General features: G+C 57.9%; 13 protein-coding genes. 4 read left to right on the forward strand and 9 right to left on the reverse strand.

The features are described 5' to 3' along the window. The first annotated feature begins 53 nt into the window (after nucleotides 1–53). Nucleotides 54–1,442, forward strand: coding sequence for a M20/M25/M40 family metallo-hydrolase (locus JHL21_RS13820; protein ID WP_200214084.1), 1,389 nt, complete (start codon nucleotides 54–56; stop codon nucleotides 1,440–1,442). A gap of 41 nt (nucleotides 1,443–1,483) precedes the next feature. Here JHL21_RS13820 and trmD read toward each other — a convergent pair whose 3' ends face one another. The 3 genes from trmD to JHL21_RS13835 form a co-directional block, all read right to left on the reverse strand. Next, on the reverse strand, nucleotides 1,484–2,164 hold the full coding sequence (gene trmD, locus JHL21_RS13825; protein ID WP_200214085.1) for a tRNA (guanosine(37)-N1)-methyltransferase TrmD: 681 nt from the start codon (nucleotides 2,162–2,164) through the stop codon (nucleotides 1,484–1,486). After that, nucleotides 2,161–2,697: a ribosome maturation factor RimM gene (rimM, locus tag JHL21_RS13830; protein ID WP_200214086.1), complete on the reverse strand. Its 537-nt coding sequence runs from the start codon at nucleotides 2,695–2,697 to the stop codon at nucleotides 2,161–2,163. The genes trmD and rimM overlap by 4 nt, the downstream gene beginning before the upstream one ends. 67 nt (nucleotides 2,698–2,764) lie before the next feature. After that, entirely contained in the window at nucleotides 2,765–3,367 is a 603-nt protein-coding gene (locus tag JHL21_RS13835; protein ID WP_200214087.1) for a DUF4893 domain-containing protein, read from the reverse strand. 77 nt (nucleotides 3,368–3,444) lie between these two features. Here JHL21_RS13835 and JHL21_RS13840 point away from each other — a divergent pair, with 77 nt between their 5' ends. Beyond that, nucleotides 3,445–3,750 (forward strand): hypothetical protein, encoded by a 306-nt coding sequence (locus JHL21_RS13840; protein WP_169196557.1) that lies wholly within the window; start codon nucleotides 3,445–3,447, stop codon nucleotides 3,748–3,750. A gap of 2 nt (nucleotides 3,751–3,752) precedes the next feature. On the opposite strand, the gene JHL21_RS13845 is transcribed toward JHL21_RS13840, so the two are convergent. Both JHL21_RS13845 and leuC read right to left on the reverse strand, forming a co-directional pair. After that, nucleotides 3,753–4,181 (reverse strand): metallopeptidase family protein, encoded by a 429-nt coding sequence (locus tag JHL21_RS13845; RefSeq protein ID WP_200214088.1) that lies wholly within the window; start codon nucleotides 4,179–4,181, stop codon nucleotides 3,753–3,755. 1 nt (nucleotide 4,182) lies between these two features. Then, nucleotides 4,183–5,589, reverse strand: coding sequence for a 3-isopropylmalate dehydratase large subunit (leuC, locus tag JHL21_RS13850; RefSeq protein WP_169196559.1), 1,407 nt, complete (start codon nucleotides 5,587–5,589; stop codon nucleotides 4,183–4,185). Nucleotides 5,590–5,791: 202 nt separating this feature from the next. Between leuC and JHL21_RS13855 the strand changes: the two genes are divergently transcribed. After that, complete coding sequence (locus tag JHL21_RS13855) at nucleotides 5,792–7,096, forward strand: lipopolysaccharide biosynthesis protein (RefSeq protein ID WP_200214089.1); 1,305 nt, start codon at nucleotides 5,792–5,794, stop codon at nucleotides 7,094–7,096. Nucleotides 7,097–7,153: 57 nt separating this feature from the next. Further along, nucleotides 7,154–8,353 (forward strand): ATP-grasp domain-containing protein, encoded by a 1,200-nt coding sequence (locus tag JHL21_RS13860; RefSeq protein ID WP_200214090.1) that lies wholly within the window; start codon nucleotides 7,154–7,156, stop codon nucleotides 8,351–8,353. Nucleotides 8,354–8,375: 22 nt separating this feature from the next. On the opposite strand, the gene purH is transcribed toward JHL21_RS13860, so the two are convergent. The 4 genes from purH to htpX all read right to left on the reverse strand — a co-directional run bounded on the left by purH (nucleotide 8,376) and on the right by htpX (nucleotide 14,053). Continuing rightward, on the reverse strand, nucleotides 8,376–9,959 hold the full coding sequence (gene purH, locus JHL21_RS13865; protein ID WP_200214092.1) for a bifunctional phosphoribosylaminoimidazolecarboxamide formyltransferase/IMP cyclohydrolase: 1,584 nt from the start codon (nucleotides 9,957–9,959) through the stop codon (nucleotides 8,376–8,378). 80 nt (nucleotides 9,960–10,039) lie between these two features. Continuing rightward, nucleotides 10,040–11,647 (reverse strand): heparinase II/III family protein, encoded by a 1,608-nt coding sequence (locus JHL21_RS18050; protein ID WP_200214093.1) that lies wholly within the window; start codon nucleotides 11,645–11,647, stop codon nucleotides 10,040–10,042. A gap of 106 nt (nucleotides 11,648–11,753) precedes the next feature. Continuing rightward, on the reverse strand, nucleotides 11,754–13,058 hold the full coding sequence (locus JHL21_RS13875) for an RsmB/NOP family class I SAM-dependent RNA methyltransferase (protein ID WP_200214095.1): 1,305 nt from the start codon (nucleotides 13,056–13,058) through the stop codon (nucleotides 11,754–11,756). Between the two features lie 8 nt (nucleotides 13,059–13,066). Then, a complete protein-coding gene (gene htpX / locus JHL21_RS13880; RefSeq protein WP_200214096.1) occupies nucleotides 13,067–14,053 on the reverse strand; it encodes a zinc metalloprotease HtpX in 987 nt (328 codons plus the stop codon). Nucleotides 14,054–14,064: the final 11 nt, after the last annotated feature.

Genomic DNA, 14,064 nt, shown 5'->3' on the forward strand with positions numbered 1-14,064 from the left:
GCCCCGCGCCATGGTGTCCAAACGCGTTGCGCATACACCAAGGACCTCAGTTCATGACCAGCAAAGAAACGATCGACAAAGTTCTCAGTGAAGTCGATCACGGGCTCCAAAACAGCTTGGACCGGCTCTTTGACCTTCTGCGGATTAAGTCGATCTCGACCGATCCGGCATATGCCGCAGAATGCCAAAAAGCTGCCGACTGGATCACCAATGAGCTGACCGGCCTCGGCTTTGACGCCGCGGCCCGCCCAACGCCGGGCCATCCGGTGGTTGTTGCCCACGGCCCAGAACAGCCTGGCACGCACGTGCTGTTCTATGCCCACTATGACGTTCAGCCGGTTGACCCGATCTCGCTCTGGGATACCGATCCGTTCAATCCGCAGATCAAGGAAAAAGACGGCCGCAAGATCATCGTCGCCCGTGGTGCGTCCGACGATAAGGGCCAGATGCTGACCTTTATCGAAGCCTGCCGAGCTTGGAAGGCGGCAACGGGCGCGCTGCCCGTTCGGGTCTCGCTGATGCTGGAAGGCGAAGAAGAAAGCGGCGGCAAGAACCTGCCGCCGTTTATGAAGGCCAATGCCGAAGAGCTGAAGGCCGACATCGCGCTCGTCTGTGACACCGATATGTGGGACCGCACCACCCCGTCGATCACCACCATGTTGCGCGGTCTGGTGGGCGAAGAAATCATCGTCACCGCCGCCGACAAGGACCTGCACTCGGGCATGTTCGGCAATGCTGCCGCCAACCCCAATCAGGTGGTTGCCAATATTGTCGCGGGCCTTCGCGCCGCCGATGGCTCCTGCACCCTGCCCGGCTTTTATGACGATGTTGCCGAGCTTTCCGATGAACTCAAAGAGCAATGGGCAGGCCTCGGCTTTGACGAAAAGGCCTTCCTCGGCGCCGTCGACCTGCACACGCCTGCGGGCGAAAAGAACCGCTCCGTTCTTGAACAGCTCTGGGCCCGCCCAACCTGCGAAATCAACGGCATGATCGGCGGCTATACCGGCGATGGCTTTAAGACCGTCATCCCTGCCAAGGCTAGCGCCAAGATTTCCTTCCGTCTCGTCTCCGGCATGGACCCGAAGAAAATTCGCGCCGCCTTCCGCGCCTATGTCCAGTCGATGCTGCCACCTGACTGTTCGGTCGAATTTATCGAGCACGGCGGTTCGCCAGCTATGACGGTTCCGGCTGATGGTGCCCTGCTCCGTCAGGCACTCGCGGGCCTCACAGACGAATGGAATAAGCAGGCTGTCATTACTGGTTCGGGCGGTTCAATCCCGGTCGTGGGCGAATTTAAGAAGATCCTCGGCCTCGATACCCTCCTCATTGGCTTTGCCCATATCGACGATCAGATTCACTCGCCTAACGAGAAGTACGATCTCGAAAGCTACCATCGCGGCATCCGCTCATGGGTGCGCGTGCTTGGTGCACTGGCGCAGTAAGAAAAGAAAAGGCCCCGATTTCGGGGCCTTTTTTATTGCGCTTATTTTAGGAGATCCGGGCGCCGCGCCTTGGTCAGCTCAAGCGATTGCTCGGCCCGCCACCTGGCAATTTTCTTATGATCCCCCGAGGTCAAAACCGCCGGGATTTCTCGATCCTCAAACACCTGTGGACGGGTGTAGTGGGGATATTCGAGCATGCCGTTCTCAAAGCTTTCCTCGTCGCGACTATCAAGCGCTCCGAGCACACCGGGGATCAAGCGCACCACAGCTTCGAGCAGCACCATGGCCGCCACTTCGCCACCGGCGAGCACATAATCGCCAATGGAAATCTCTTCGAGCTGACGCGCATCGATAACGCGCTGATCCACGCCCTCGAAACGCCCACAGACGATCACCACGCCCGGCCCCACCGCAAGCTCATGCGCGCGTTGCTGGGTGAGCGGCTTGCCGCGTGGGGACATCAGAATACGCGGACGCGGATCGCTTGCCGGCGCTACGGCATCAATTGCTGTCGCTAAAATATCGGGTTTGAGCACCATGCCGGCGCCACCGCCAGACGGCGTATCGTCAACCGTGCGATGGCGGTCCGTGGCAAAATCTCGCAAATTCGTCGCGTTCAGCTGCCAATGGCCATCGGCCATGCCGCGCCCCAAAACCGAAGCGCCCAGCGTGCCGGGGAACAGCTCAGGAAAGAGCGTTATAATATGTGCCGAAAAACTCACGCTGGCTCTTCCTCGCCCGGATCAGCGTCCAATGGCGGCGAAATCACCAAAAAGCCGCCCTTGATATCGATCTGGGGCACCACCGCCTTGGTGAAGGGATAAAGGAATGTGTCGCCAGAGCGCGGGTCGCGCACTTCAATCAAATCCCCAGCGCCGAAATTGGGCAGAGCCGAGACTTCACCGATCGACACGCCGTTTTCCAAGCGCGCATCGAGGCCAATGAGATCGGTATGATAGAAATCATCCTCGTCATCGGTCTCTGGCAAGCGCTCGCGATCAACGAACAGCGAAACGCCATTGAGCAGTTCGGCCGCATTACGATCAGCGACGCCCTTCAAGCGCGCCACCAGTACGGTCTTGCTGAGACGCGCCTTTTCAATGGTGATCACGAGCCCCGGACGATCTGTATCGAGCGGACCGTAGCTGCCAATGGCCTCTGGGTCTTCCGTGTGCGAAATAATCCGCACTTCGCCTTTAATGCCGTGGGCAGCACCAATCTTACCCAAGAGGATGCGGTTGGAGTTCTGAGCCATCTCGCGCCTTTGTATTCTATCCGTTGCCGCTCATATCAGGCTTCACGCACTGGGCAAAAGAGCTGGTTCAGTCTTTCGGGACCAATTCGATCACATCAAAGGTAGATTCGTAGAGTGGCAGCAGCAATTCCATCCGATACCGCGGCGAAGTGGCCGAAATCAGGAGCACACAGCCGACCTGATCGCGCTCAGCATCGTTGCCGTAGAAGATGGGCTCAGGCTCGTTCTGATAGTTAAGCGCACCTTTGTAGAATACGGAGCCGCTGTCATTGCTGTGCAGTGTCCCGAGAAAACGCTGAGAGCCGGTAAGCTTTTCAATCGCGGTGCTCATCTCCGAAACAACACACTCGAAATAGGGGTAGATGCTGACGGGCATGATCCCACCCAATTTGATGACCCGACACTGGTAGAAACCCATAGGAATTTCAGTGAAAGGCACGGTTTTAGCCCCCACCACATCTGTGAGAATTTTGCTCTCAGCCTTGGTGACGCTAGCCATGGCTTCAGTTAAACCGCGCGTTCGCGCGGCCTCGAAACTGTCAATCCGCTGTACATCTGCGGGCCGTAGCTCAACATCGGCAGGAACAGTGCAGCTGGCAGCGCTCGCTGACCCAATCAGTGCCAGAAATGAGAGACACGCCCCAGATAGCTCTAAACCCAAACGTGGCATCGACTGGACTCCTCAACAGGCGTCGGAACTTTGCATGGTAAAAATGTATTCTCAACTCATCCAGTAAGGAGAGCATGATGAGCAAAATTCTCACCGACCGTGAAGACATCCGCGAGTGGACAATTGCGCGGGCCGGAAATCCGGTGCTGATGGAAGTGCCTGATGGCTTGGACAGCCGCACCATTTTGCAGCTCGCCTTTGGCCAAGAGGCCATGAATGCCAATGGTGACCAGGGGCCTGACCGCGTTGGCGGCTTTCAACTGGTGAGTTGGGAAGAGTGGTTCACCGCACTCGACGAGAACAATCTCGCACTGCGCGTGTCGGATGATCCGTCGGGCGGCAATGAAGCTGAATTTGAGTTCGTCAACAAAGACGAGATTTGAGCTTAGAGCTCTTCGGCGTCGGCCTGCGCTTCAAGCGCTTCCATGTCCTCATCGGAGAAGCCGAAGTGATGGCCCAGTTCATGGATCAACACATGGGTGACGATCTCACCCAAGGTGTTGTCATCATGCTCGGCCCAATAATCGAGAATGGCGCGACGATAGAGAAAAACGGAATTGGGTGCTTGCCCAGTTTGCGGCACTGCCCCGTCTTCGGTGAGACCAATGCCTTGGAATAGGCCCATCAATTCAAACGGGCTGTCCATGCCAAAGCCTTCAAGCACGTCGTCTTCGGCAAATTCGGCCACCTGACAGGTGACGTCCGCCGCAAGGCTCTTGAAGGGTTCGGGAAGAGTGGCGAGCGCTTGGCTCGCCAATCCTTCAATGTCATCCAATGTCGGGGCGAACCGCCCCGACCAATCGGCGGCACTCAAATTAGTGCAGGTCGCGAATGTCGACGAAGTGGCCAGCGATTGCAGCAGCTGCTGCCATGGCTGGGGACACCAAGTGGGTGCGGCCCTTAAAGCCCTGACGGCCTTCGAAGTTACGGTTCGAGGTCGAAGCGCAACGCTCTTCTGGCTTGAGCTTATCTGGGTTCATCGCCAGACACATGGAGCAGCCTGGCTCGCGCCATTCAAAACCAGCATCCTTGAAGATCACATCAAGACCTTCAGCTTCAGCCTGTTCCTTGACCAGACCAGAGCCTGGGACAATCATCGCGGACACGGTCGAAGCAACCTTCTTGCCCTTCACAACCGACGCGACTGCACGCAAATCTTCGATACGGCCGTTGGTGCAAGAGCCAACAAAAACGCGGTCGATCTTGATGTCGGTAATCGGCGTGCCGGGCTTGAGGCCCATGTAGTCAAGCGCGCGCCACTTCGATGCACGCTTGGTTTCGTCAGCGATATCATCTGGGTTGGGAACAACGCCCTGAACCGAGATAACGTCTTCAGGCGAGGAACCCCAGGACACGATTGGCGGCAGCTTGGCTGCGTCGAGAACGACGACCTTGTCGTAATGTGCGCCTTCGTCGGTGTAGAGGGTCTTCCAATAATCGACGGCCATGTCGAAGGCTTCGCCCTTCGGCGCGCGTGGACGATCCTTGACGTAAGCAAAGGTGGTTTCGTCCGGAGCGATCAGGCCAGCGCGTGCGCCGCCTTCAATGGTCATGTTGCAGACCGTCATACGGCCTTCCATGGACAGCGAGCGAATGGCTTCGCCAGCAAACTCGATCACGTGGCCATTGCCGCCTGCCGTGCCGATCTCGCCGATGATAGCGAGAATGATGTCCTTGGCCGTGACGCCTGCTGGCAACTGACCGTCAACACGCACCAGCATGTTCTTGGCCTTCTGCTGAATCAGCGTCTGGGTCGCGAGAACGTGTTCCACTTCGGAGGTACCGATACCGTGGGCCAAAGCGCCAAAAGCGCCGTGGGTGGAGGTATGGGAATCACCGCACACAATAGTCATGCCCGGCAGAGTAAAGCCCTGTTCCGGCCCAACGATATGGACAACACCCTGACGCTTGTCGAAGGGGTCGTAATATTCGATGCCGAAGTCGCGGGTGTTCTCAGCCAGAGTCTCGATCTGGATCGCACTATCTGGATCCGGATTGGGCAGCGAACGGTCGGTAGTCGGGACGTTGTGGTCAACGACAGCAAGCGTGCGCTCTGGATGACGGACCTTACGACCGTTCATACGCAGACCTTCAAACGCCTGTGGGCTGGTCACTTCGTGAACGAGGTGGCGGTCGATGTAGAGCAGGCTCGTACCATCTTCGTTATTCTGAACGAGGTGGTCGTCCCAGATCTTATCGTAGAGCGTGCGGGCCTTGGTCATGTCCGTATCCGAGCGGAGAAATGATAGATTGGATTGGTTCTAAGCCTAAGCACGGACCTGCGTCAACTAGAACCGTACCGATGAGTACGGCTCATTTTGGAGAGATTGCCACCTGAAACAAACTAGCGCGTGATTTAACCGAAATGACACGCATGCGGAGGCAGTGTCGCTCTCCACGCTGGGGGGAATAGGCAGTGGCCCGATGACGCGTTTCTTAATGGCGATTGCTGGCGTTATGGGGGCCCGACTTGCCGGAGCAGGCTTTGGCTTCTTAAGCCAGCTTATGCTCGCACGCATGTTTCTGCCGCATGATGTAGGCATGGCGTTTCTCGCAATGTCGGTGACCGCCTTCGTCAGCCTTATGGCGACGGGCGGGTATCACACCATCGCCCTCACCTATCTCGCCCGATTTAGAGCTTTTGGCCGACTAAATCTTGAGCGTGCGTTTTTAAGCGCGGCACGACGGGATATCATCGTTCTTATCGCGCTTTTTCTGGTGGTGACGCCGTTCGCCTTCGTCGTCCCGCTTGAAGACGGCTTTGCAAAAGCGGCGATCTTCGGAGTGCTCGCGGCAATTCCCCTTGCCGTCATACGCATGAACAATAGCGTCGCGAACGCGCATAAGCGTTTCAGCCTGTCCTACGTGCCCGACTTCGTCATTCGCCCCGGACTTTTGCTGCTTTTCCTCGCTGCGCTCGCTCTATTAAGGCTGAACGCGCCAATTGATTATGTGCTGATCGCGATGGTGGTCATTGCGCTGACCGTGGCCATTGGACAGGCACTGCTGCTGGGCAAAGACCACGCCTTTGCCCGGGTGGAGAGCGCACACTTGCGCGACCTTCGCCCCTATTACCGTAGCCGAGCGGCGGCCATGTTGATGGTCACAATCGTATCGGGTGCTACAGCAGACCTCGTTGTCCTGATCGGCGGCCTCTTCTTGCCACCCAGCCAAGTTGCTGTGCTTGGCGTTGCGGTGCGGCTCGCGGCCCTTGTCGGTTTCTTCAGCGCCGCATCTCAGCAATTTGTGCTCAGAGATCTGGTGGCCACAATGTCGAGTGCTAGCCGTTCGGAATCTGATGCCTTGCTGCTGCGCACCAATATCGTCAGCATTGGAAATATGATCGCAGCTACAGTCGTCGCCATCATACTAGGACCATTCGTCCTCGCACTATTTGGTCCTGCCTATGGTGCGGGCTACTGGCCCCTTGTTATCTTCCTCATCAGCCAATCGATCCGCGTGATGGGCGGGATGAACGGGCATCTGCTCGCCTTGGGTGGGCACCAAATCCGCAGCGCAGCACTATGCGCACTGGCTGTGATAGTCCTGCTGCTCCTCTCCGCGCTACTTACCCCTCTATGGGGCCTTACTGGCATCGCGACTGCACTTTTAGTGGCTGAACTTGTGTGGGCAGTGGGGCTTGGATGGCTCACCCAAAAACTTCAGGGGAGGCGCGGTGACATCTTCGAAACTATTCGCACTCACAAATTATTTACGGCCGGACGGTAAGTAGAGAGGGTTTACTTGGGGCAGATTAATCGGCCCCTGATTGGCAGTCTGCTTGTTATGACCATCGACGCTCGAAAGACTCTACTGCCAACGAAAATACCCGGCGTCATTCTTCTCGGTGGATCTTACGGCAGCCTCGCGGCGGCACGCAGTTTTGGTCGACAAGGCATCCCGGTTGCCTTTTTCTCAACCCAACACACGGCCGCGCAATATTCGCGATACATTCAGCACCATGTGGCCTGGCAGGGCCCTGACCAATCCAATGCGCTAGAGTTTTTCCTCGAGAAAAGCCTGAAGCTGGGGTTTGCGAACTGGCTGCTTTTGCCAAGCAGCGATCACGAAGTGCAATTCGTGACTCAGAACTATGAAGCCCTTGCCGCCCATTTTTCCCTTGTCACCATGCCTTGGGCCGCCCTTGAGCAACTGAACGACAAGGCGCAACTTTGCAGCTTGGCCGAGCGGCTCGGTATTGATTTCCCGAAAGTCTACTGGGACGGAGACGCCCACACGACCAGCGCTGAGGACATTCGCTATCCAGTCGTTCTCAAACCCTCTTCAACCGAGAAGATCAATCCGCTGACGAAAGCCAAAGCTTGGCGTGCCGATAGCATCGCTGAGTTCGAGCCTAAGTTCACTGCCGCAACGCAATATATGGGCGAACACGGGTTTGTTGTGCAGGAGCTGATCCCGGGCGACGGCAGCGCCCAATTTTCATACGCGGGCCTGTGGGATCACGGAATTGAACTCTGCGGCCTGACCGCTCGGCGCTCGCGTCAGTTTCCGGCAGAGTTTGGCACAAGCCCCTTTGTTGAAACTGTAGAGCTGCCAGAGGTTGGAGCCCAGGCGCGGCGGCTCCTCGAGGCGGTCCACTATCACGGGCTGGTCGAGGTTGAGTTCAAACTCGATCAGCGTGACAATAGCCTAAAGCTCCTCGACGTGAACACCCGCATCTGGGCCTGGATCGGCCTTGGCGAGGCCGCAGGGTTTGATTTTCCGACACTTGCGGCTCTATTGGCGAAGAGCGAAATGCCAGAGACGCACACGGCAAAATATGGCCCAAGCTGGCGCCATCCGGTGCCCAACACGCTTTCGCTTCTGCAGGCTCTGGTGCGCTCAGGGCGGCTGGGTTACGCGGGACGCCGATCCATCTTCGCGCGCTCCGTATCGTCAATTTTCGCGGCTGACGATCTCAAGCCGGCGCTCGCAGAAGTCCCCGTGCATCTTCTGCGCAAAATTAAAAGGCTGCTCCCGCGGTAGGCGAAAGCAGCCCAGTTTTATTTTAGTGACGGAAGTGACGCATGCCCGTCATGACCATTGCGATACCGGCCGCATCGGCGGCGGCGATCACTTCGTCGTCACGCATCGATCCACCCGGCTGGATAACAGCTGTTGCGCCAGCGGCAACAAGCGCTTCAAGCCCATCGGCAAATGGGAAGAACGCATCGGACGCAACGACAGAACCTTGGGTCAGAGCGCCTTCAATACCAGCAGCCTCAGCCGCATCAATGGACTTGCGGTGCGCCACACGAGCGGAGTCTACGCGGCTCATCTGGCCAGCGCCAATGCCTGCAGTCGCGCCATCCTTCACGTAGATAATCGCGTTGGATTTGACGTGCTTGGCGACCTTTGCCGCGAGCTTGAGATCGGCCAACTCGGCTTCAGTCGGCTGGCGTTTGGTGACAACTTTGAGCTCGCAATCATCGACATTGCGATTATCACGCCCCTGCACCAAGAGCCCGCCTGATACCGACTTCACCACAAGGCCATCGGCCTTGGGGTCCGCCAGACCACCTGTCAGCAAAAGACGCAGGTTCTTCTTGGCCGCAATGATCGCTTCCGCTTCCGGCGTCGCAGAAGGGGCAACGATCACCTCGGTAAAGACCTTAACGATTTCGGTCGCTGTTTCAGCGTCGATCTCACGGTTGAGCGCAACGATGCCACCAAAGGCCGAGACCGGGTCGGTGCGCAGGGCGTTGAGATAAGCGGTCTTCAGATCTGCGGCGACAGCGACACCACATGGGTTGGCGTGCTTGATGATCGCGACGGCTGCCGTCTGGTTCGGGTCGAACTCCGAAACCAGTTCAAAGGCAGCGTCAGTATCATTGATGTTGTTATAGGAGAGGGTTTTGCCCTGCACTTGGTTGGCCGTTGCAACCCCGGGGCGCTGCTCGCCATTGGCGTAGAAGGCCGCCCATTGGTGCGGGTTTTCGCCATAACGCATCACTTCGCGCAAAGTACCGGCGAAGGAGCGATAGGTGACATCCTGGAACTCGATTTCCTTGGCAAACCACGCCGAGATCGCCGCATCATAAGCAGCGGTACGGGCATAGGCCTTCGCAGCAAGGCGTTGGCGCAGCTCGTATGGAATGCCACCGTTCTTGATGGCTTCCAAAATCGCAGGGTAGTCGGCGGGATCAACAACCACTGTCACATAGGCATGGTTTTTTGCGGCTGAGCGCACCATCGCCGGGCCACCAATGTCGATGTTCTCGATGATTTCGTCATAAGACGCGCCCGAGGCGACAGTCTTTTCAAACGGATAAAGATTGACTGCAACGAGATCGATCGGGCCGATCTCATGCTCATCCATGGATGCCTTATGCTCTGGGTTATCGCGCACCGACAGCAGACCGCCATGCACCTTGGGGTGCAAGGTCTTTACGCGGCCATCCATCATTTCAGGAAAGCCCGTGAGCTCCGAAATTTCGCGAACGGGAAGACCCGAATTTGCGATCAGCTTATGCGTGCCGCCAGTCGATACCAGTTCCACTCCAGCCTCAGAGAGGCCGCGCGCGAACTCCTCCATGCCAGATTTGTCGAATACCGAAAGCAGAGCACGCCCGACCGTTACTGTCTTGCCCATGGAAGCTTCTCGCCAAAGTTGAAGGAGTTGTGCGGCTCGCTACCACGAGACGGCTCAAAGGCCAATCCCTTTCGGGCCTTCTATGGCTGCTCGAGAGTAAAGATCCAGGCAACTTCTGTGGTGTCGGTAACAGCGGCCTCGAGCACCAACTGGCGCGTGCGCTGGAAGCCGCGCGTCGCCGAATGGCGAACGCTGTCTTCTTCCATCAAATGCGCCCCTTCCCAAAGGAAGCTCCACACGCGGCCGCTAGGTAAAACCAATCGAACCATTCCATCGCCATTGGTGTAGCGAAGATCAACACCAGGCCCGAGATGGAAGCGCAGCCCCAAGCGACCTTTTGGCTCGCCATGGGCCAAAATTCGATCCTGGCCGACAAGGGTCGTACCCTCGGACAACAGCGTCATCCGGCGCTCAACTTCAACACCAAACCGCCCGGCGTAGCCAGTGGTGGTGCACATCATCATGTGCTCTGCCGTATCGAGCGTGATGAAATGGGTGGCTGACGAACGAGGATCGATAGCGTCTTCCCCATCGATCGTGGCGGTCGAATGCGCCAGTGCCTGACGGAATAGGTCGCGGCTCTCGAAGAGGTCGGACGGCGCGGGACCACAATTGCCCACCACCAGCTCGCTGCCATAGGAAAACTCGAAAGCTAACGCACTGGCGTGTGCTTCGCCGTCAAAGCCGGTGGGCGGTTGAATACCGGAGTCGCAGACGACGACCGTATTGCCGTCCCGCATAATGCCGTAACCACCAAGCAGGCGCGATTTTCGCGGTTGGGTCGGCGTGATCGATTGTAGGGCGACCAAAATATCGTGAGGCAGCTGACCGGTGCCATTAAAATACACCGGTTCGCCGCTCGACAATGTCAACGCGTCCAGCGCCTCGTGCATGTGATCAATCTTGTTCGCCAGATCGGCCATCGAGGCGCTGCCATGGCGACCTGCAGCGCGCTTGAGGGTCGCAAGCTCAACTAGCAGTGCCAGTTGCACCTTGGGGCTGCGAGATAGGTGGAGCCCATCTGTGTCTATCTGCTTGCCAAGAAGCGCATCGACGCGCGCCACTGCCGGGCCCAAATCGGGCTCATCGGCTACGCTCGACAGCTCAGCCCCCAAAACGCCCATCGCCGCATAGAGTGCTTCCACAGGGTCGGCCGCCAAGCCACCGCGAACCCGCAAGCTCTGGACCTGCATGGCTATTGACCGGTGAATGGTCTTTGCTTGATCCGGCGTTGCGCCATCAAGAATGAGCGTCAGATAGCGCAGCCAGTTTAGCATGCGCTGACCCGTGAGGGTGAGGGTCCAGCTATCGCTTTCAAACCCACCTTCTTTGAGGATCCAATCGAGCACCAAAGTGCGCGCGAAAAGCTTCTCACCCGGATCTCGTACGTCACGGAAGTGCCGGAGCCACGAGAAACTATGGAGGTTATTCCACCAGTCTAAGTGATCAGGCTCAACAGTGAACGGGGAGGCGCCGCCGGTTTCAACCAGCTTAGAGGCCAGAAGATAACGACCTGACATCATTTCGCGCACAGCGTCGCGATCCGCGGGGCGGTAATCGGGCAGATCACCTGCAAAGGCGTGGTCGATCTGGCCGCGCCAAGTCCACCGCATCAATGGCGTTGTAATAAGCGAATCGGCGACGCCCAGCACAAAGTTGCGACCGGCTTTGGTTAGCCGCCCGCTCACAATGCAACCCCTTCACCAGAAGAGTAATTCGCCGCCAACTCGGGATACTTAACTATCACTACCTATTCCCGGACCGCCTTCACCGCGCCCCATATTTAGGAAAGGTTTACCCTGTTCGACGGAAGCGCGCCACGAAGAAGCCATCCATGCCCCCAGCAAGTTGATTGGGCGACATGCCAGGATGAGTGCGCAGCAGTCCCGCAGCACTAACGGCAGCTTCGAGACCAGGCACCTCTTCAGCGAGGATCGGATCGAGCGTCACAGTTTTTAGATTGGCTTTGATCCAGTCTACCTGCTCTTCGCCCTCTTCTGGCTCCAGCGAGCAGACGCAATAGATGAGCGTGCCGTTGGGCTTAAGCGCTGCAACCGCATTCTTGATCATGGCCTGCTGCAACCTCTTGCGACCTGCGATATCGGCAAGGGTGCGGCTCCACAGAACCTCAGGGTGACGACGGAAAGTGCCCGTGGCGGAACACGGCGCATCAAGCAAAATGCCATCGACCGGCTCTGCTGGCTGGTAGGTCGTTGCGTCGCCCTCAATCACCTCAGGAGCATAGCCGAGACGCAACATATTGCTCTTGAGGCGTTCAAGGCGCTTGCCGTCGCTATCGAGCGCAGTGACCTTGTAGCCAGCTTTGCTGAGCTGAGCAGTCTTACCCCCTGGGGCAGCGCAGAGGTCGATAACCGTGCTCCCCACGTTGAGCTTGAAGAGGCGCGCAGGCAAGGCGGAAGCAGCATCCTGAACCCACCATTTGCCTTCGTCATAGCCAACAAGAGCTTCAACCGGACGATCACGGCTTTCAACGCGAACACTGTCGGCGTTCAAACGCTCGGCATTGAGCGCATCGACCAACTGGTCACTGTCATCGCGCAAGGTCAGATCAAGTGGCGCGCCGGTGATCAGCGCCTCAGCGAAGGCCGGCATCGCCTCATCGCCGTATGCAGTAGCCCAGCGGCCGAACAAGGTTTCTGGAATAAGATCAAGATCATCGCCATCCAACGCATAGCGCGCCGAATTTGCCTGCGCCTTACGCAGAACGGCATTCATCAGCCCAGTGAGGTGGCGGGCCTTGCTGTCGCGTTTGAGCGCTTCAACAGCAAGGAACAGCGCCGAATGCGCGCCCAGATCGGGCAAATAAACCAGCTGCGCCAACGCCAAGCGCAAGACCGCCTCGAATGTGCCCGAACGCGGCGGCATACCCTTCTCGAGTAGCTCCGCCAGCATCAGGTTAATCTGGCCTTGGCGACGCAGCGCCGTGGTGATGAGGCGATTGGCGAGCGCCCTGTCGCGACCGTCGTTTAGATCTGCTGCCGTTAGTGGCGCAAAATGTTCGCCAGCCAAAACGGACTTCAGTTTCTGAGCAGCAACGAGGCGGAGCTTTAGCCCTGCCGGATCTGGTTTATGCGCCAATGTGTTTCTTAGCCCCAAGGACCGCGCGTACCACTGTCATCATCGTTACGCTTCACGGTCGGTGTACGCCATCCCGTCGCGGTTGATGTGCTGCTCGGACGAGCTGCCTGCGGACGGGGGCGCGAATTTGAGGTGTTATGATCTACTCGCATTTCCGCCGCAAGCCTTTGCAGTGCCTGAATGCGGTTGGCCGTGTCCGGGTGCGTGGAGAACAAATTGTCCATACGCGCGCCGCTCAGCGGATTTGAGATGTACATATGAGCCATTGCGGGGTTGCGTTCGGCCGCCACATTGACCTGCCGCCCGGAGAGCGTGGCAATCTTGTTGAGTGCGGAAGCCAGCGCCAGCGGGTCATTGGCAATGATCGCGCCGAGCTTGTCAGCCTCATACTCGCGCGTACGGCTGACCGCCATTTGCACGATCATCGCAGCGACTGGGGCGAGGAACACCATGAGAATAGCACCAACACCACCCAGTGGGTTGTCGCGATTGTTACCGCCCCCGAAGAAGAGGCCAAACTGAGCCAGAGCCGAAATGGCGCCTGCGAAGGTGGCGGTAATAGTCATCGTGAGTGTGTCGCGATTTTTGATATGCGCCAACTCATGGGCCACAACACCGGCAACTTCGCGCGGGTCCAACTGCCGCAGCAGCCCCGAGGACACTGCAACAGCGGCATTATTCGGATCGCGGCCGGTCGCGAAGGCGTTGGGCTGATCGGTCTCGATGACATAGACGGCGGGCGTGGGGATGCCAGCACGCTTTGAAAGTGCATCGACCATGTCATAAAGCTCGGGCGCGCGACTACGCTCAACGGGGACTGCGCCCTGCATGCGCAGCACCATTTTGTCTGAATTCCAGAAAGCAAAAATATTGGTGCCAGCAGCAAAGAGCAGCGCCATGATCATGCCGCCGTTGCCGCCGATGAAATAGCCGACGACCATAAACAGCGCCGTCATGCCTGCGAGCAGCGCAAAAGTGCGTAACGTGTTGGACATGGGCGGAACCT

The sequence above is a fragment of the Devosia sp. WQ 349K1 genome, assembly GCF_016595685.1.
Classification (GTDB): domain Bacteria; phylum Pseudomonadota; class Alphaproteobacteria; order Rhizobiales; family Devosiaceae; genus Devosia.

What these genes read in the sequence shown, in the direction of transcription:
- JHL21_RS13855 (WP_200214089.1), top strand. Translation starts at nt 5,792, where the DNA reads ATGACGCGTTTCTTAATGGCGATTGCTGGCGTTATGGGGGCCCGACTT.
- JHL21_RS13820 (WP_200214084.1), top strand. Translation starts at nt 54, where the DNA reads ATGACCAGCAAAGAAACGATCGACAAAGTTCTCAGTGAAGTCGATCAC.
- leuC (WP_169196559.1), bottom strand. Translation starts at nt 5,589, where the DNA reads ATGACCAAGGCCCGCACGCTCTACGATAAGATCTGGGACGACCACCTC.
- JHL21_RS13840 (WP_169196557.1), top strand. Translation starts at nt 3,445, where the DNA reads ATGAGCAAAATTCTCACCGACCGTGAAGACATCCGCGAGTGGACAATT.
- JHL21_RS13860 (WP_200214090.1), top strand. Translation starts at nt 7,154, where the DNA reads ATGACCATCGACGCTCGAAAGACTCTACTGCCAACGAAAATACCCGGC.
- rimM (WP_200214086.1), bottom strand. Translation starts at nt 2,697, where the DNA reads ATGGCTCAGAACTCCAACCGCATCCTCTTGGGTAAGATTGGTGCTGCC.
- purH (WP_200214092.1), bottom strand. Translation starts at nt 9,959, where the DNA reads ATGGGCAAGACAGTAACGGTCGGGCGTGCTCTGCTTTCGGTATTCGAC.
- htpX (WP_200214096.1), bottom strand. Translation starts at nt 14,053, where the DNA reads ATGTCCAACACGTTACGCACTTTTGCGCTGCTCGCAGGCATGACGGCG.
- JHL21_RS13835 (WP_200214087.1), bottom strand. Translation starts at nt 3,367, where the DNA reads ATGCCACGTTTGGGTTTAGAGCTATCTGGGGCGTGTCTCTCATTTCTG.